Origin of the sequence: Acetobacter sp. DmW_125128 (assembly GCF_008704325.1) — a bacterium.
GTDB lineage: Bacteria > Pseudomonadota > Alphaproteobacteria > Acetobacterales > Acetobacteraceae > Acetobacter > Acetobacter oryzifermentans.
This window is the reverse complement of record NZ_VHOP01000044.1, coordinates 34844-52410: the sequence shown is the minus strand read 5'-3', so window position 1 is coordinate 52410 and position 17567 is coordinate 34844. Positions and strand designations below refer to the sequence as shown.

General features: G+C 51.3%; 16 protein-coding genes and 1 riboswitch. Of the genes, 8 read left to right on the top strand and 8 right to left on the bottom strand.

Annotated elements, in window-relative coordinates:
- Window positions 1-463: 463 nt before the first annotated feature.
- On the top strand, window positions 464-1420 hold the full coding sequence (locus FKW19_RS12615) for an alpha/beta hydrolase (RefSeq protein WP_089179321.1): 957 nt from the start codon (window positions 464-466) through the stop codon (window positions 1418-1420).
- A 56-nt stretch (window positions 1421-1476) separates the two neighbouring features.
- Here the strand turns inward: FKW19_RS12615 and FKW19_RS12610 are convergent, their stop codons facing one another.
- On the bottom strand, window positions 1477-2181 hold the full coding sequence (locus FKW19_RS12610; protein ID WP_089179320.1) for a hypothetical protein: 705 nt from the start codon (window positions 2179-2181) through the stop codon (window positions 1477-1479).
- A gap of 100 nt (window positions 2182-2281) precedes the next feature.
- The gene (locus tag FKW19_RS12605) at window positions 2282-2524 is read right to left on the bottom strand and encodes a hypothetical protein (RefSeq protein ID WP_035353640.1); all 243 of its coding nucleotides are present in this window, start codon (window positions 2522-2524) and stop codon (window positions 2282-2284) included.
- A 223-nt stretch (window positions 2525-2747) separates the two neighbouring features.
- Between FKW19_RS12605 and FKW19_RS12600 the strand changes: the two genes are divergently transcribed.
- Complete coding sequence (locus FKW19_RS12600; protein WP_089179319.1) at window positions 2748-4106, top strand: NCS2 family permease; 1359 nt, start codon at window positions 2748-2750, stop codon at window positions 4104-4106.
- A 48-nt stretch (window positions 4107-4154) separates the two neighbouring features.
- Here FKW19_RS12600 and FKW19_RS12595 read toward each other — a convergent pair whose 3' ends face one another.
- The 6 genes from FKW19_RS12595 to FKW19_RS12570 all read right to left on the bottom strand — a co-directional run bounded on the left by FKW19_RS12595 (window position 4155) and on the right by FKW19_RS12570 (window position 9807).
- On the bottom strand, window positions 4155-5471 hold the full coding sequence (locus tag FKW19_RS12595; protein ID WP_063354400.1) for an outer membrane beta-barrel protein: 1317 nt from the start codon (window positions 5469-5471) through the stop codon (window positions 4155-4157).
- A gap of 128 nt (window positions 5472-5599) precedes the next feature.
- Window positions 5600-6187, bottom strand: a complete 588-nt coding sequence (locus FKW19_RS12590; protein ID WP_193561109.1) for a hypothetical protein — start codon at window positions 6185-6187, stop codon at window positions 5600-5602.
- A gap of 42 nt (window positions 6188-6229) precedes the next feature.
- Window positions 6230-6781, bottom strand: a complete 552-nt coding sequence (locus tag FKW19_RS12585) for a flavodoxin family protein (protein WP_006116397.1) — start codon at window positions 6779-6781, stop codon at window positions 6230-6232.
- A 174-nt stretch (window positions 6782-6955) separates the two neighbouring features.
- Window positions 6956-7594 (bottom strand): ubiquinol-cytochrome c reductase iron-sulfur subunit, encoded by a 639-nt coding sequence (petA, locus tag FKW19_RS12580; protein ID WP_006116398.1) that lies wholly within the window; start codon window positions 7592-7594, stop codon window positions 6956-6958.
- A gap of 18 nt (window positions 7595-7612) precedes the next feature.
- Window positions 7613-8389 carry a cytochrome c1 gene (locus tag FKW19_RS12575; RefSeq protein ID WP_089179317.1) on the bottom strand — a complete coding sequence of 259 codons (777 nt, stop codon included), beginning with the start codon at window positions 8387-8389 and terminating at the stop codon, window positions 7613-7615.
- Window positions 8389-9807, bottom strand: coding sequence for a cytochrome b N-terminal domain-containing protein (locus FKW19_RS12570; protein ID WP_006116400.1), 1419 nt, complete (start codon window positions 9805-9807; stop codon window positions 8389-8391). Before FKW19_RS12570 ends, FKW19_RS12575 begins: the two co-directional genes overlap by 1 nt.
- A 230-nt stretch (window positions 9808-10037) precedes the next feature.
- A riboswitch (FMN riboswitch) is annotated at window positions 10038-10184 on the top strand.
- 99 nt (window positions 10185-10283) lie between these two features.
- On the opposite strand from FKW19_RS12570, the gene ribD reads away from it, so the two are divergent.
- The 6 genes from ribD (at window position 10284) to FKW19_RS12540 (ending at window position 17560) form a co-directional block, all read left to right on the top strand.
- Complete coding sequence (gene ribD, locus FKW19_RS12565; RefSeq protein ID WP_089179316.1) at window positions 10284-11336, top strand: bifunctional diaminohydroxyphosphoribosylaminopyrimidine deaminase/5-amino-6-(5-phosphoribosylamino)uracil reductase RibD; 1053 nt, start codon at window positions 10284-10286, stop codon at window positions 11334-11336.
- Window positions 11318-11920 (top strand): riboflavin synthase, encoded by a 603-nt coding sequence (locus FKW19_RS12560; RefSeq protein ID WP_089179315.1) that lies wholly within the window; start codon window positions 11318-11320, stop codon window positions 11918-11920. The genes ribD and FKW19_RS12560 overlap by 19 nt, the downstream gene beginning before the upstream one ends.
- Before the next feature lie 14 nt (window positions 11921-11934).
- The gene (gene ribB / locus FKW19_RS12555; protein WP_089179944.1) at window positions 11935-13248 is read left to right on the top strand and encodes a 3,4-dihydroxy-2-butanone-4-phosphate synthase; all 1314 of its coding nucleotides are present in this window, start codon (window positions 11935-11937) and stop codon (window positions 13246-13248) included.
- A 36-nt stretch (window positions 13249-13284) separates the two neighbouring features.
- Window positions 13285-13770: a 6,7-dimethyl-8-ribityllumazine synthase gene (ribH, locus tag FKW19_RS12550; protein ID WP_006116404.1), complete on the top strand. Its 486-nt coding sequence runs from the start codon at window positions 13285-13287 to the stop codon at window positions 13768-13770.
- A 70-nt stretch (window positions 13771-13840) separates the two neighbouring features.
- Entirely contained in the window at window positions 13841-14851 is a 1011-nt protein-coding gene (locus tag FKW19_RS12545) for a lysylphosphatidylglycerol synthase domain-containing protein (RefSeq protein WP_089179314.1), read from the top strand.
- A gap of 114 nt (window positions 14852-14965) precedes the next feature.
- Window positions 14966-17560: an MMPL family transporter gene (locus tag FKW19_RS12540; protein ID WP_089179313.1), complete on the top strand. Its 2595-nt coding sequence runs from the start codon at window positions 14966-14968 to the stop codon at window positions 17558-17560.
- The last annotated feature ends 7 nt before the right edge of the window (window positions 17561-17567 follow it).

Below are 17567 nucleotides of genomic sequence, written 5' to 3'. Positions count from 1 at the left end.
TTTGGGGGATCTCCTGAGCAGCCATCACATGGGACTGCTGTCTATAACAATCCGGGACACCGGATATTATGTTTTGGATAATGAAAAAATGGCTGATAATACAAAGAACTTTTCTTAATTAGAGAATAAGCATTCATGGCCAGACGGGTGTAAATCAATCTGGCCATGAATGCATTTGGGCAATAGATACAGGTTGTATTTTAAAATACCTGTTGTTTGTTAATAAATTTCGCATTCATGCAAAATATATTATGCGTTTTAATTTTATTTAAACTATATATTTTTAATAAATTGAATTTATAACGCATATATAATAATGTATTATATGGAAATCATATATAAAATATTGATGTATTGTATTTTTATATTGATATTAATCAATAAATTATGATGATCGTGAGTATATAAACTTGTCTTGCGGCACGGTCTGTGATGCCAGCCGCAAAATAGGAGGCGAGTTACTATGCCAAAATCAGTAGTTAATCCCGAATTTCTTCCCATTCTTGAGAAAATGCCATCATTTGATGGTCTTTCATCGCTTTCACTTCCAGAAGTGCGAGAAGTTTTTCTAACATCTGTGCGCCTTATAGAAGGTCGGCCTCTGCCAGATGTTATCACGCGGGAAGAATACGTGCCGGGGTTGAATAATGCCCCAGATGTACGTGTTGTTGTTTATACACCGCGCGAAGTGCAACCCAATGCACCCGCTATGGTTTACATTCATGGCGGCGGCCTTGTTTCTGGCCACCCGGAAGTGGATGACCCCAAATGCCAAAGGCTGGCTAGTGATCTGGGTTTTCAGATTTTTTCGGTTGATTACCGTCTCGCGCCAGAGGTGAAATATCCCGGCGCTATTGAAGATTGTTATGCCGTTCTGAAATGGGTGCATGAAAACGCCAGCACACTTGGCATTTCGCGCGATAAGGTTGTTGTTGCCGGTGAAAGTGCAGGTGGTGGTTTAAGCGCAGCCCTAAGCCTGATGGCGCGTGACAAAAAAGAATACAAACTTGCTTTCCAACTGCTTATTTACCCCATGCTGGATGATCGTACAGCGGTAAACAGTGATCCAGGCGCTAATTTTGGTGAATTTGTCTGGACACGTTCTGCCAACAAATACGCATGGCAGGCTTATTTGGGCGATAAAGCGGGTGGCCCACAAACGCCGCCATATGCAGCCGCTGGCCGTGCAACAGATCTGGCAGGTTTGCCCCCCACCTTTATTGGTGTGGGATCAATGGATCTGTTTTTGAAGGAAGACCTTGATTACGCAACCCGCCTGATGGCAGCGGCTGTGCCCACGGAAGTTATGGTGGTGCCGGGGGCTTATCATGTGTTTGATATGTATGTGCCGGATGCAGAACTTTCCCGTAGGTTTATGGATGCCTACTGTGCAGCACTTAAACGCACATTGAATCTGTAATACCACTAGTGCCTGACAGGTTATTTAGCCTGTCAGGCTGTGGTGTTGTATTGTATTTACCCACCACCTCTGCATGAAGCCATTTCTCTGGTGGAAACCGCTTCCGATGCCGCTTTGCGTAATTTCTGGGCACAATTTTGCGCTGAAATAATCATTCTTTGTGCGCTGGCAGAAAAAGGCAGTCTGCCCCCACTTTTGCCTGCTGCGATAAGAGCCAAATCTTTATACGCATCTACAAAAATATTTTGCGCAACACTGCCAGTGTCTTCACAGCCGCCTAAATCTGTTGGCTGGAACATGTTTTTTGCACGAAAGCAGAGCAGAGAAATTTTTTTTCCGGCAGAATAAGATGAGGCAGCATTTACACCATTATTGGAAAGATATGCCTGCACATCATCTATTCCTGATGGGGAGGAAGCATAATCAACATAAAAATCTTCCCCAGTTTGGGAAACAGAAAGAGCCTGCCCGGTAATATAGATAGGCTTATCCATGGGGAAATTTTTTGCAGCAGTAACAGAACTGGATTTCCATTCTGCCCAATAGGCTTGGGCTGTTATGGATGTTGGGCGCGGAAAAACTGGAGCCCAGTTAATAAGGCTTTTGCCACCACTTAAAAATGCTTTGATATCATTGGTTAGTAAAATGGATGCGGCATCTACATAAGGGTAAGCATCATCTACAGTCTGCGGTGCAGAAAAGGCTATAACTGGTGTTGCCCATATTAGCATGGCAACCAGAAGTATCTTTTTCAAATTCATCTCCCTTCTTTGTCCGTATTATATCCTTCGGAAAGAAGAAGAGGCAGCCCTGTTCTAAAATGAATGACGGGTGGTTTTTGGCCACCCGCCTGCGCGATTATCAGGAATGTGCGGTAATAACGGTTTTTGCCAGAGATTCAATTTCAGAGGCTTCTACACCTTCTGGGTTGCGCTCTGCTTTTTTGGCCACTTCGCGTTCGGCTTCACCAGCCTTAACGCCGCCTTTAAGCACATAATTTGCCAGTTCACGCACTTCTTCCTTAGTTGCTAGCTTGGGCTGTTTAAGGGCGCGTTCTGCCAGATGGAAAAGGGAGCTGGTTTCGTGCGGTGCTTTATCGGTCATAAAAAAGTCCTTTCTGCTTTGATGCTCAAGCCTAAGCATTTGTTCATTTTACGAAATGGGGATGCTCCCTGCATTCAGCTACGGGGAAGGAGGGATGGCTGCTATGTGCTGCGCAGATTGCGTGCGTTAAGGCAGGAAATCTTTTATTCTGCTGGTGTTATTTTTGTTCGTACATCCGTAAGATAAAGCAGAAACTGGCCCCAGCAGCACTGCCGAGGAATGGATGAGAGATTTATGGTCAGGCATGCGTGCATGTCTGGATCGTGTTTTTGATATTTCTGGCCGAGGTTCCAGTATTCCCAAGGAAGTTGTGGGGGGTATCACCACTTTTGGGGCAATGGCCTATATTATGGCAGTTAACCCCAATATTCTGGCTTCTGCCGGGTTAGACCAACATACCATGGTTATCACTACCATTGCCTCTGCGGTTGTGGGGTCCTTTATCATGGCGGTGGGGGCCAACCTGCCCATAGCGCTTGCACCTGTTATGAGCAGCAATGTGGTGTTCGCCCAGATTGTTATTGTGCGTATGGGAGTGCCACCGGCTCAGGCCTTTACAATGGTGCTGTTAGGAGGGCTGGCCTTTCTGTTTCTTTCCCTTACGCCGTGGCGCCGCAGAATTGTTGAAACGTTTCCGCTTTCGGTCAAACAGGGCATTCATTTTGCCATTGGAGCCTTTGTGGCTCATATCGGCATTGTAAATGGTGGCTTGGTAACGAAGGGTGGAGAAGGGTTGGTTTTTGGGCAGTTGTCCAACCCTGTTGTGCTTTTAGCGCTGGCCGGGGTTTTTCTGGCCATGATGTTAAAATGGGCGCGTGTACCGGCCGCCATTTTGGTGTCTGTTATTGCCGTAACAATAGCTGGCTTATGGGTTGCACATCCAGATGGCAGCAAGGTGACGCAACTTCCCGCGCATTGGGTGGATTGGCCATCCTATCCATGGTTCATGTTGTTTCCGTATGATTTTCATGGCCTGTTTGCCAATCTGTTTCTGGTTTTGCCCATAACGCTTTATTTCTTTTTGGGTGATTTTTTTGATGCTACCGGCACCATGATGGCCGTAATGCAGCGTTCTGGCCTTAAGGATAAACAGGGGCAGCCTTTATTGGCAAAATCGGCTTTTGTGGCAGATGCAACGGCCAGTGTTATTGGTTCTGCTTTAGGCACATCCACTGTTTCGGCTTATCTAGAATCTTTGGTGGGCGTGGAAGAAGGGGGGCGCACAGGGCTGACAGCGCTGGTAGTGGCATGTTTGTTTGCTGTGTCATCTATCTTGTGGCCACTTATTATCTGCGTGCCTGCTGTGGCAACTGCTCCGGCTCTTATTCTGGTTGGCTTGGGTATGCTTGGCAGCCTGCCAGACTTGAAATCTTTGGCTGTGCAGGAGCGGGTTATTCCGCTGTTTATGTTGCTTGTAACCGTGCTGACGGGTGATTTTATGGTCAGTCTGGCGCTGGGTTTGCTGCTGCACACAGCCTTTGTGCTGACAACCCGCAAATGGGCAGAACTTACCCTGATGCTCTGCGGGTTGGACTGTGTGTTTATTTTGTATCTGGTGCTCTCATCCAGATTAGGCAGTTAGAAAGACAAAAAAGGCTGCGGTGAATATTGCAGCCTGTGTCTGAATGTATCAGAACCCGATAACCGCATCGCCACCAAAGGTGAACATGCCGTTGTTGCGGCCACCATTAAAAGGTGTGGTGCCATTAAGGGAGCGATCAAACCGTATTTCTGGCCGAAGCTGAAATACGCGCACATGGTGCCCCAAATCTGGATGATACACGACGTTCAAGGAGAGATCCCCATATGTGGTGCCATGGCCAGAGGGGCCAGCAACAGTTTCTCCGCCCGTGCCAGCCAAGGCTTCCATATAGGAGTTGTTGCCGCGGAAGGTGGCTACCATCATGTTGTTATTATCGCGGTAAATTTCGCCGCGGTAATTGAAGGTGAATTCCTTGTTGATCTTGTAGCTCAGGAAGCTGACAAAACTTTCTGCATCTGCGCCAGCAAATTGCCCACGTGCACCTATGCCACGCACCCCTTCATCATGCAGGTAGTTGAATTCTGCAGTAACAGAGAGCTTGTCATTTATATTATAGGTGGCGTTGATATCGTTCCAGAAGCGTTGTGCGTGGTCTGCTTCGTAATGCCCGACCGAGCGCCAAGAGTTTTCCGGCCCAACGCGGCTGAGTTCTACAATGCGTAGTTTACCATGTGCGAGATTATTGAGGTTGAAGCCAAAATAAGCCGCAGGCATGTGGTTGTTATCGGAGCTGCCAAAGGATGTCTGGTTCCCGGTATCAATTCCGAAAGTGACATCCACTATTGGCGTTACGTGCCAGTTAAACATAGCACCAATATGTTCAAACGGCACAGAATATTCAGATGTATAGGCAAGTGTATAAAAGGCGCGGGATGTGGGGTCTAACCCTTCAACACCCATGGGGGCCTGTAGAATACCAACCTGCATATCCAGCCCACCTTTTGTTAGCCACGGTAGATGCACATCCACATGCGCTTGGGCGGGAATAAGCTGGTAACGCGCCTTCCATTCCTGATCTGAAATGCCAAGCACATGGTAGTATCTGGCATCGGAACCATACAGCCCTTCTAGGGTGAATCCGATCTGATACTCGTTCAGGCTGGAATCGATGGCTTTGGAAATAGTGAATTCAGCTTGGTTCAGTTGTACCTGGTTGGCGTGGTCGGCCAGAAAGTCTCCGTAGTTATAGCCGGGATTGGGGCGTGCCGGATTGGCCATGATACCGCCTTCAATCTGCCCCGTAAGGGTAATATCAGACAACCAGCGGCCCAAGCTGGAACTGCTGGTTTTCAGGCTTGTAAAGGGCAGAACCTGCGCATGTGCCGTTTTATGCAAAACCGGAAACAACAGTGAAGAAGCAGAGAGAAGCAGCAGAACTTTCTGTTTTTTAGGAAGCGTCGTCATGGAGGGGGATGTCCCTTCAGTGCGGCTGTTACATGGCCAAAGTGTTTGGTAGTTTAGGCAGAAACATTCCGATAAAGAAATAAAAAAGAAATAATGAATGTTATTTACCCGTGGCGTAGGATTGGCAGTTATAATTTTTGCCGCATTTGTTGGCGCAGGTCATTGCAGCGTTTTGTATAATGTGCGGCCTTGAACGCAGTAAGAAAGTTAATGAAAAACGCCGCAGCCAAGGAGAGGAAGGAAAGTAACGTCAGCAACTCTCCAGATGTTCGGATTGGATCATCGTAATGCAGGCCGGAATACCACAACAAGCTTATGCTCACGATTGCACCAATAAAGCCAAAAACACCCGTTGTTTTAATCATGGAATCTTCCACGGTTTCAAACTCTGATGTCTCACGCCATAGGTCAAAAAGCTGGCGGTCTATTTCACCCACCGCGCCTGCATGGGCGGCTTTATCTTCTGTTGTCACTTTGTGCGGGTTCTTGCGGTAGATTTCCAGCTCCTGCCGTGCTTTGGAAAACACACGGCGGCGTTCCTTAATGGCAGGGATGCTGATATCCACAAAGCTGAGAATAGCAACATTCAGCCCCGCGGAAAGCTGGATGATAGCCTGAAAATCCCCCCAAGAAACAGCCATTACGTCCCCGTTTGCGGTAGATACTGGGGGTGTTTTAGCGTTTGAGGGGCTGGCTGAAAAAGGTATAGCCAGCATGTCTGCTATTCGGGGGCAGGAAACATGCTGGCTAAATGCTTGTTATCTAAAGCGCGCAGTTACTTCGGCAATGCGTGTGCCGTAAGTGGTGGCTGTATCCAGATCACCGCTCGGAATTTCATCTACACTAGCATCAGATGGGCTTTGCACCAGCAGGCCGGCGGCACCACCCAGCACGTTGATATCGGCTTTTGTAGCGGCTTTTGTGTTGGAAGGCAGCAGGTCTAGGCTGATCCAGATGCCACCGTGCTGCGCCGCCAGAACCTGAAACCATGCCATAGTGCACCCTTTATCCCCCACCGGGCTGGCGCTGTTTGTAAATCCGGCAAACAGTTTGTTCTGCCACCCACGATTGAACCAGATGCGCGATGTAGCATCTGCAAATTTCTTAAACTGCCAACTGGCATTGCCCATATAGGTGGGGGAACCAAACACAATGGTTTTGGCTTTGTTTAAAGCTTCCCAGCCGTTTTCTGGCAGATCACCATTTTGATCAATTTCCAGAATTGCAGCGTTAGCACCTTTGGCAACGTATTCTGCTACTCTGCGCGTGTGGCCAAACCCAGAATGATAAACCACCACAATATCAGACATTTATTTATACCCTTGCAATCAAGATGGTTGAAAAACACAGTTTAGATTGGCGGTTTTCCATTCTCTCGATAAGAGTGCATTCTGGCAATTCATCTCACACTCCAAGAGTGAGGTGAGTCTACTACGCAGATATAAAAAACGCCGCAGGGTGAGTGCGGCGTTTGTAGTAGGTGTTTAGATCTGTTCGATTGTTGAGAAATCGAAGTTTTGCCCCTTGGGGTTTTCTCCCAGCCGGATACTGGTTGGTGAGGGCATGGAATAAGGCGGCACAGGCAAATTATACGGAGCCGGTGCGCCTTTATAAACGCGGCCTGCCAGATCAAATTTTGACCCGTGGCAGGGGCAGCCATAGCCGCCACATGTATCAGCCGTGTTGCCTGTAGGTTGGTTAAGGCCCGGCACGCAGCCCAAATGCGTGCAAATACCCACGTAAACACCATATTCTGGCACAAGAGAGCGATGCCAGTTGCGGGCGTAAGCGGGCTGCTGGTTTGCAGCAGACTCTGCATCCCGTAGTTTTTCGGCCAGCGCGTGGTCTTGCAGTGCAGCAATTTCCTCTGGTGTGCGGCGCATGATGAACACAGGCTTGCCCTGCCATACAACTGTCATCTGTTGGCCGGGGGTAAGTTTGGAAATATCAACATCCACAGGCAGATGGGCGGATGCGCTGTCTTGCGGCTTCAGGCTTTGCACAAACGGAACAGCACAGGCTGCCAAGCCTGTAACTGTGCCAGCCGTGGTTACAATTCCCAAAAAGTCACGGCGTCCGGGGGCTTGTTCTGTTGCTGCGGTTTCTTCGGTTTCGCGTGTCATGGTGTTCGTGCTTTCCGTTTATCCGTGCGATTTCAGGTTTTTCCAGATTTTCCGCTTCCATGCGATAGCCAGAACAAGCAGAACAGCCAGATAAGCCAGAACCCCTTTGCCAATATGGTGGCGCTCATTACGGTGCGGATCTGCGGCCCAGACCAAGAAAGTGGTGATATCTTTGGCTTGCTGCTCCACAGTTGCCTGTGTGCCATCAGGGTATTGAATGGCACCGTTCATCAACGGCGGTGGCATACCAATCATATGGCCTTCTGCCCAATCATTATAGAATTTGCCCGGCACAATAGGGGCATCAGCGGGCGGGGGCATGCGGTAGCCTGTCAGAAAGGCGTAAAGCCAGTCTGCGCCACCAGGGTGCACAGCAGCCAAGCGAGATTGATCTGGAGGCGCAACCCCACCCATAACAGCGGCTGCCGCTGCATCATTGGGGAAGGGTGACCGGAAGTGATCATCCGGCAAGCCGGGGCGCATTGTGGGCATGCCGGAGATGCCAACCGGGCCGGGAATCTGCTTGCTATGGGCAAGGTCTGTAATTGCCTGATCACTTAGCCCAATGCCTTCCAGATCTCGATATGTCAGGCTGCGCATGCCGTGGCAACTGGCGCACACATGATCATACACCAGAAAGCCGCGTTGCAGGCTGGCTTTATCATAGGTGCCGGTGGCACCCTCAAAGCTCCATTTCTGATGAGGCGGGGCTTTATTATCCGATGTGTTGGCCAGTGTGGGCGTTGCAAGCGTAAATGCTGCCAGCAAGGAGCCTGTAAAAACATGCTTACGCATTAGGCGTCTCCCTGTGATGCAGCAATGGAGGAAGGGAGAGGGCGCGTTTTTTCCGTGCGGGACACAAGGGGAAGGAACACAAGAAAATACCCAAAATAGTAAAGCCCGGCCAAACGGGCGGCAATCAGCCAGCCACCTTGTGCGTGGTGTTTGCCCGCATCTGCCAGCACAATAAATGCACATACAACGCCCAACAGCCCAATACGGCACAGGGGGCGGAAACGCATGGAGCGCACGGGGGAGCGGTCAAGCCACGGTAAAGCAAACAAAACCAGCAGAGAACCAGCGGCCGCAACCAGCCCGCCAAATTTGGATGGCACAGATTGCAGCAGCCCGTAAAACGGCAGGAAATACCATTCAGGCTCAATGTCCGCAGGCGTGTGCATAGGGTCGGCCGGGGTGTAGTTGTCTGGTTCAATCAGCATATTGGGCCAGAAGAACATCAGGGCCGCAAACACCATGGCAAACAGAATAAGGCCAACCAGATCTTTGCTGATATAGTATGGGTAAAACGGCACCGTATCTTTGGGGGTGCGTGGCTCAACCCCAGTTGGGTTGTTGGAGCCAGAAACGTGCACAGCCGCTACGTGTATGCCTACAACCCCAACAATCAGAAATGCCAAAACAAAATGCAGCACAAAAAAGCGATGGAGGAAGATGTCTCCCAGATGGTCGCTGCCTGTCATGATGTGTTCTAGCGTTGGGCCAATACCTGGTATGGCGCCAACGGCCTTGGTAATCACATCTGCGCCCCAGTAGGACATTTGGCCCCACGGCAGCAGATAGCCTGCAAAAGCGGTGGCCATAACCATCAGCATCAGTACAAGGCCGGTTAACCACAGCAGTTCACGCGGGGCTTTGTAAGATCCATAATAAAGCCCACGGAACAGATGCAAATACAAAGCAGCCAGAAACAGGTTTGCGCCTGTCATATGCATGGCACGTAAAAGCCATCCGCCAGAAAGCTGGCGTTCTATAGCTTCAACAGAAAGAAAAGCCCCTGCATCTGTGGGGGTATAGTTCATGGCAAGAAAAATGCCACTGGCTAGCATCAGCCCCAGAACAAGCGTAAGAATGGCCCCAAAATTCCACCAGCCATTCAGATTGCGCGGCACACGGAAATCAACATATTCAGCCCGAAAGGCAGAAATGACCGGAAGGCGTCTGTTAATCCAGCCAGCCAGGCCAGAATAGGGTGGTGTAGAAGAAGCAGATGTTTGCTTCTGGTCGGGTATGCTCATGGTAAATCCATGTTGGCTGGCAGAAACAGGGGCAGATAGTGCTCCGTATTCCGCTGTGGCTGTAAGGAAAGGCAACGCATAGCCAAAAACGGCATGCGGAATCTGTGGTGCAGATCTGATATGAAGGGCATACAGGTTAAAGTTGTTTCGTCTGCCTGCGTATGATGCAAAACGCACGTGCCTGTGGATATGCCATAAAAACCTGCCATAGATTGCTATCAGAATGACCGGGTTTAAGGAGCAATAAGTTCCTTTTACCTAGTTTAGATAGATATGGCGGCATCATAACTTTCCCGAAACATTTGGGCAAGGTAGAGGCGGTTTTTAACAAACTGTGAAGGCATTTGCTCTTGCATAAGAGAAAATGCAGGGCCATCATACTTGTTATCACTCGCATGTTGTGGGTGTGATGTTCTCAGGGCAGGGTGCAAATCCCTACCGGCGGTAAGCAGCGCAAAGCGTTGTAAGCCCGCGAGCGCTCGCTTCTGGCGGGGTCAGCAGATCCGGTGCAATTCCGGGGCCGACGGTGATAGTCCGGATGGAAGAGAACAGAAAGACTGGTGCGTGATCGTGATTCGTTCAGAATGACGTGCGTGCAAGGCTATCTTACGCCCTGAGTCCGTCTGGTTTATGAGAACGCGGGCAGAAACAGGGTGAACAGCTTTTCACAGATTTCCCGACAGATCATGCCAGAACGCATTGGTGCGGCGTTTCATCTCGCCGTGGCTGAGGCGTGGAGCTTTGTAGGGCGCACAGCCCCCAACCCGCCAGTAGGGTGTGTGTTATTGGATGCGCAAGGAGATGTGTTGGTTGTGGCCGCACATCATCAGGCAGGCACCGCACATGCAGAAAGACTGGCTGTAGAGCAGGCGCGTGCTCTTGGGTTGGTGGAGCGGATTGATACCGCTGTTGTCACGCTGGAGCCTTGTAATCATACCGGTCGCACCCCCCCATGTACGGAAGCACTGCTTTCTACCCCAGTAAAAACTGTCTGGATTGGCTGTGCAGATCCTAATCCACACGTGCAGGGCGGGGGTGCCGCACGTTTGGAGCATGAAGGTATTACGGTTAACCGCTTATGGCAGTGCATGAATGCTGCGGGCACATATGCACGTTGCCGTGCGTTGCTGGCACCATTTGCTTGGCGCATGACACATGGGCGGCCTTGGATAACCGTTAAACAGGCGCTGGATAGCAAAGGGTCCATGGTGCCACCCCAAGGGCAAAAAACCTTTACAACCCCTGCATCCCTCCGTCTGGCACATGCTTTGCGGCGCGTAACAGATGGTATTGTAACAGGCACAGGCACCGTGCTGGCTGATAGGCCCACGCTAACTGTTCGGCATGTTGAAGATCACCCTGAACGCCGCCGCCTGTTGGTGGTATGTGGCCAGGAAAAACATGCTCCGGCTGAGTGGCTGGCCAGTGTTTCAGCCGCGTTCGATGTAAGCTTCTGCCCTGATATTGCACACCTGCCAGATATTCTGGCGCAAAGTGATGCGCTGTGGGTGCTGGTAGAAGCCGGGCCAACTCTGCTGGAGGCCCTTAAAACCCATAATTTGTGGGATGATTGGCTGACCATCCGTCAGGATGCTTCAGGGCAGGATCATCTTGCTGTTTCAACCCAACATGATGTCACACCTCTTTCTTTGTTTCCTGAATGGATGCGGTGTGCGCAGGAGCAGGTATGTTTTCCGGTATCATAGAATCTCTCGGTCATGTGGTTAAGGCGGAGCACAGCCCCCAGTCTCTTATGCTGGAAGTGGAAACCGGGCTGCATGATGTGGCGGAGGGTGAAAGTATAGCCGTAAATGGTGTGTGTTTAACGGCAGTCGCGCCTTCGACAACTGGCCTTGTTCGCTTTTTTGTAAGCAGCGAGACACTGGATTGCACCACGTTGGGCGCGCTTAAAGCCGGGCACCAGATCAATCTGGAACGTGCCGTTACCCCCGCTACACGTCTTTCTGGCCATATTGTGCAAGGCCATGTGGATGCCGTGGCGCGGTTTACAGAATGTACGCAGTTTGGCGATGCGCGGCGCGTGGTGTTTGAAGTGCCAGCTCAGCTACGGCGCTACATGGTGGCTAAAGGGTCTGTGGCACTTGCGGGCATTAGCCTGACGTTGAACGAAGTGGGTGAGCCAAATGGCGAGACCTTTCCCATCGAACTGATGATTATTCCGCACACATGGGAGCACACCACGCTCGGCACATTGAAGGTGGGTGATGCCGTGAATGTGGAAGTGGATATCATTGCCAAATACGTGGAGGCACAATGCCGGACCAAGTAAAAACAGCAGCCCCTGTGGCAGCTAAGGCATCGGCAAGGCTTTTGCAGGCGGTTGAAGCCGTGCGTGCTGGCCGGATGGTCATTATGGTGGATGATGAAGATCGTGAAAACGAAGGCGATCTGGTCATGGCCGCTGAGTTTATGACGCCAGAAGCCATGAACTTCATGATCACCCATGCGCGTGGCCTTGTGTGCCTGCCACTTACGCCAAAACAGGTGGATCGCCTCGGTCTGGCCATGATGGTGCGGCAAAGCGACAATACCGCTCAGTACGGCACGGCGTTTACAGTCTCTATTGAGGCGAAGGAAGGCGTTAGCACCGGCATTTCTGCGCCAGACAGGGCGCATACTGTGCGTGTCGCGGCATCAGAAAAAGCAACGCCAGCAGATATCGCCACACCGGGCCATATCTTTCCACTGCGGGCCGCCCCCGGTGGGGTGCTGGAACGTATTGGGCATACCGAGGGATCAATAGATCTGCTGCGTTTGGCCGGGTTAAAGCCAGCCGCCGTTATCTGTGAAATTCTGAATGAAGATGGCACCATGGCGCGCCGTCCTCAGTTAGAAGTGTTTGCCCGCCAGCATGATCTGCCGATTGTCTCTATTGCAGAGCTGGTAACGTGGATTAAAGCACACGGTTTGTCATCCTTGGCTGCGCAGGCCGCCGAAGCAAATCCGGAAACTGCGCCAGAGCCTGCGGTGCTAGATCTGGCGCAGGCATCCTTACCCAGTGCTTACGGTGGGGACGATTTGATCATCCATGCTTTTCAGGATGAAAACGGCGTGGAGCATGTTGCCTTGGTAAAAGGGGATGTGCGCCGCAGCGGTGCTGTGCCGCTGGTGCGTTTGCATTCTGAGTGCGTGACAGGTGATGCCCTTGGCTCCCTGCGGTGCGATTGTGGGTCACAGTTGCATGCAGCGTTGCGGGCCATAGGGCAGGCGGAATGTGGCGTGCTGGTCTATGTGCGCGGGCACGAAGGGCGTGGTATCGGGTTGGTCAACAAAATCCGGGCCTATGAGCTACAGGATGCCGGGCTAGATACGGTGGATGCCAACCATCGGCTTGGTTTTGCAACAGATGCCAGAGATTGGCGCGCAGCCTCTGGCGTATTGCGCAGCCTTGGCGTGGGCGAATTGGATTTGCTGACGAACAACCCAGATAAAGTGCGCGCACTGGAAGCACGCGGGTTTATGGTGCGCCGCCGGATTGGGCTGGAAATTCCACCTACCGCGCATAATCGTGCCTATCTGGAAGCCAAACGCCGGCGCATGGGGCATCATCTTGGGCAGTTTATTGCCGTTGATGCCGAACCGGATGCGGTTGTCTGATTTTTACATAAGTGAATGATTAAAGGTGTTTAACTAATGGGTACACGTTCCCCCGTTTCCTTGCCGGATCTCAAGGCGCTTTCTCCTGCGCCGCGTTTGGCCATTATTGTCAGCCGATTTAATGAAACTGTGACAGGTGGCCTGCGTGATGGCGCAGTGGCTTGGCTGGCAGAACATAACATTGCCGTGAAAGATGGTGATGTATTTGCTGCGCCCGGTGCCTTTGAAATGCCACTTCTGGCACAGACACTCGCCAAAACAGGCAACTATGAAGGCGTTATTTGCCTTGGGTGCGTGGTAAAAGGGGATACAGCGCATTTTGAATTTATTAGCCTGGGCGCCACAATGGGTATTCTTCAGGCATCTTTGGCCACAGAAACGCCTATCGCCTTTGGTGTGCTGACAACTTATACAGAAGAGCAGGCACAGGTACGTTCTGCGGATGATATCCATAACAAAGGGCGCGAAGCCGCTGCGGCGTGTGTGGAATCTCTGGCCTTGCTGCGCCAGATCAAAGGCTGAATAAATGAGGTGTGTTAGGCTGCACCAACCGAAAGTGTAAAAGCCAAGCCAGAAAAAGGATGGAGGGAGCATGAAGCGGGTCACTCTCATTGCCGGGATTTTCGGTTTGGGGTTGACCGTATGGATGCTGGCCCAGTTTGGGGTGTCCTCCATTTTTTCTCTTGTTATGACAGGCGGTTGGGGCATTTTAGCTGTTATTGCTTTTCATAGCGTACAGGTTTTTCTTTCTGCTTCCGCTTGGCGCACCATTGCGGGCCAGACTTTTGGCCCGGTTCTGCCGTTAAGGGCCTATTTCATGCTCCGCTGTGTGCGAGAGGGCATAAATAACCTTCTCCCCGTTGCACAGGTTGGTGGGGAGGTAATGTCCTCCCGCTTGCTCGCACGGCGTGGCTTGGGCCTAAAACATGCGGCTGCCGCGACAATTTGTGATCTGACAATAGAGTTGCTCAGCCAAGTGGTATTTACCCTCAGCGGCTTGGTTATGTTGCTGTTCTTGGTCAAGCGCTCTGCCGTTACAGACCGATTGCTGGAAAGTGCATTGGTGCTTTTGGCTATCGGCGGCGGCGTATTTATCAGCCAGTGGCTTGGGGCCGTTGCTTTCATAGAGAAATTGCTTATCCGCATAGCTGCTCATCTGGGGTGGAGCGGTGTTGATGGTATTCGCGGCCTTAATAAGGAAGTGCTTGCGCTGTATAAATCAGGCCGCAATGCGGTTAATGGCCTGATATTGCAGTTTTGTGCGTGGGCTTTGGGGGCTGTTGAGGTGTGGTTGATTCTGCACTTCATGGGGCATGGGTGCTCTCTTGCTACCGGATTTGTGATCGAAGGTGTGGGAGAAGCAGCTAAATCAGCCGGGTTTGCCGTACCCGGGGCCCTTGGTGTGTCAGAAGGGGGCTACATTATGGTTGGTAGCCTTTTTGGTATGCCGCCTGCAGTTGCCATCGCGCTTTCTCTTATCAAACGTTTGCGTGAAATTGCTTGGGGTTTGCCCTCTCTTATATTGTGGCAATGGCTTGAGCATACATGGCGCCCTTATGCCGAGCGTCTGCGTAAAATGCCCTTTTCCCGCACGGGTCTGTAAAAAGGAAAACAGAGCCCTGCTTACATCATCACTTGCTTCTGGCTGGGGGGTTGGGCAAACCATGACAGCCCCTTCTGCTGGGGCTGTGATTATTTTGGGATCCTGTCGTTCATCATGCTGTTTGCACCCATAGGTCGTTTTATTGCGTTTTGCGCCCGCCATGCCTGGGCTGTTGTGGCGTTGTTTCTCGTGCTTTCGGGGGCAGGCGTTTACGCTGGCATGACCCGTCTGGGAGTAACGACAGATACCAGCAAAATGCTTTCTCCTCGTTTAGAGTGGAAGCAGCGTTCCGATGAAATGGGGCGCTTATTCCCCCAGAAGGAAAACCTTCTGGTAGCTGTCATTCAGGCTAAAATGCCGGAAGAAGGACAGGAAACCGCGCGAGAGCTGGCCGCCAAGATAAGTGCCGATCATAAACACTTTTCCTTTGCGCATAGGCCAGATGCCAACCCGTATCTGCTACGCAACGGCTTGATGTTTCTGGAGCCGCAGCCGCTTTCCCAGGTGCTGAATGATACAATCGCGGCGCAGCCATTTCTGGCGGCGTTATCGCAAGATCCTTCAGCACGAGGGCTGTTTGGCGCTCTTTCCCTTATGGCAGAGGGCGTAAAGCAGGATCAGGCCAATCTGTCTGGCTTTCAGGCGCCTTTGTCCGGTTTTGCCAATACGCTGGAACAAGCCGTGGCAGGGCATGCCGAGGCTATGTCATGGCAGCAGCTTTTGGGCGGCAAACTTTCTGATCTGGCTGGAAATTATCAGTTCGTTATCACCAAACCGATATTGGATTATGGGTCTTTTCAGCCGGGTGGTGCCTCTGCAGATGCCATGCGGCAGGCTATCAGTTCTCTGGAATTTGTTAAAAATGGGCACGCCAAGGTTTATCTAACCGGGCAGGTGCAGCTGGATGATGAAGAGTTTGCAACCGTGGCAGAAGGCATGGTGGCTGGGCTTCTGGGGTCTTTGGCGCTTGTTACCTTGTGGCTTACGCTTGCTGTTAGAACATGGCGCGTGGTGCTGCCTATTGTGGTCACACTTGTGGTGGGCTTGTTGCTTACCACCGGATTTGCCGCTGTAGCTGTTGGTACGCTTAACCTGATTTCCGTGGCATTTGCTATTCTGTTTGTTGGCATTGCGGTGGACTTTGCCATCCAGTTTTCTGTGCGCTTTCGGGCTCAAACACCCACACACACGGGCGAAGAAGGCATGTTTGAAGCGCTGCGCCTTACGGGTGAAGAAACCGGGCATCAGATTCTTGTAGCTGCCTTGGCAACATCCGCAGGGTTTCTGGCCTTTACGCCTACAGCTTTTCTGGGTGTTGCGCAGCTTGGTCTTATTGCTGGTATTGGCATGTTGGTTGCGTTTATCTGCACCACCACGCTTTTACCTTCACTGCTAAAAATCTGCCATCCGCCGCTCAACTGCCCAAGCATGGGCTATGCGTTCATGAAGCCGGTGGACATTAAAATCCGCCATATGCGCAAGCTGCTTTTAGGCTTTTTTGCACTGGTGGCTTTGGTGGGCTTGGCGCTAGTACCCAGCCTACAGTTTGATGGTGACCCGCTGCATACCAAAAATCCGAACTCGGAAGGGATGCGCGCCCTTAAACTGCTGATCAACAACCCGCAGACATCTCCTTATAGTGCAGAATTGCTGGTGCATTCCCTTGCTGATGCAGAAAAAGAAACAACACGCTTGTCTAATCTGCCAGATGTGAATGATGTGATGTGGCTGGGCTCCTTTGTGCCAACCCAACAGCAGCAGAAACTGGCTCTTATTCAGGATGCGGCTTCTATTCTGTTACCAACGCTTATTGTGCCACAGCCTAAAGCTGCTCCCACAGCGGATGATCTGCGTAAATCAGCACATGATACGTCTGTTGCTTTGGCTGCTGTGCTGGATAAACTGCCTGCTCAAGACCCGTTGCGCCGTATTCAGGCTGCTCTGGCCAAGCTGGCAGAAGCTCCAGATGCCACAGTGCAGGCTGCTAACACCGCATTGGTGCGCTTTTTGCCGACAGAGCTGGATCAGTTGCGCACCATGCTTCAGGCAACGCCTGTAAGCATCAAGGATGTGCCTGCTGAAATTGCAGATGATTACTTGCTGCCAGATGGCCGTGCCTTGGTGGAAGTGCATCCTAAGGGAGTGATGTCCAATTCTGGCGCGCTGCGTAAATTTGTGAGTTCTCTCCAGAAAGTAGAGCCACAAATGGCTGGCACAGCGGTTGATATTGTGGAAAGCGCACGTTCTATTGTGAAGGCGTTTGAACAGGCCGCAGGCGCAGCTATTGTTATGATTGCCGTTATTCTGATGCTGGCCCTGCGCCGCGTTAAGGATATGGCGCTGGTGCTGGCACCGCTGCTGCTTTCTGCTTTGATGACAGTTATTTTGATTGTGCTGCTGCCTGAAACCCTAAACTTTGCAAACATTATTGCATTGCCCCTGCTGCTAGGGGTTGGGGTTTCCTTCAATATCTATTTTGTCATGAACTGGCGGGATGGCGTGAAATATCCGCTGGCTTCGCCCACTGCACGTGCCGTGCTGTTTTCTGCCCTGACAACGGGCACAGCCTTTGGTTCTCTGGCGCTTTCTCACCATCCGGGCACAGCAAGTATGGGGCGGTTGCTGTTGCTTTCTTTAGGGTGCACATTGTTGGCAACACTTGTGTTTGTGCCAGCCCTACTGCCCAAGCGACCGATAGACGATGCCTGATAACAGG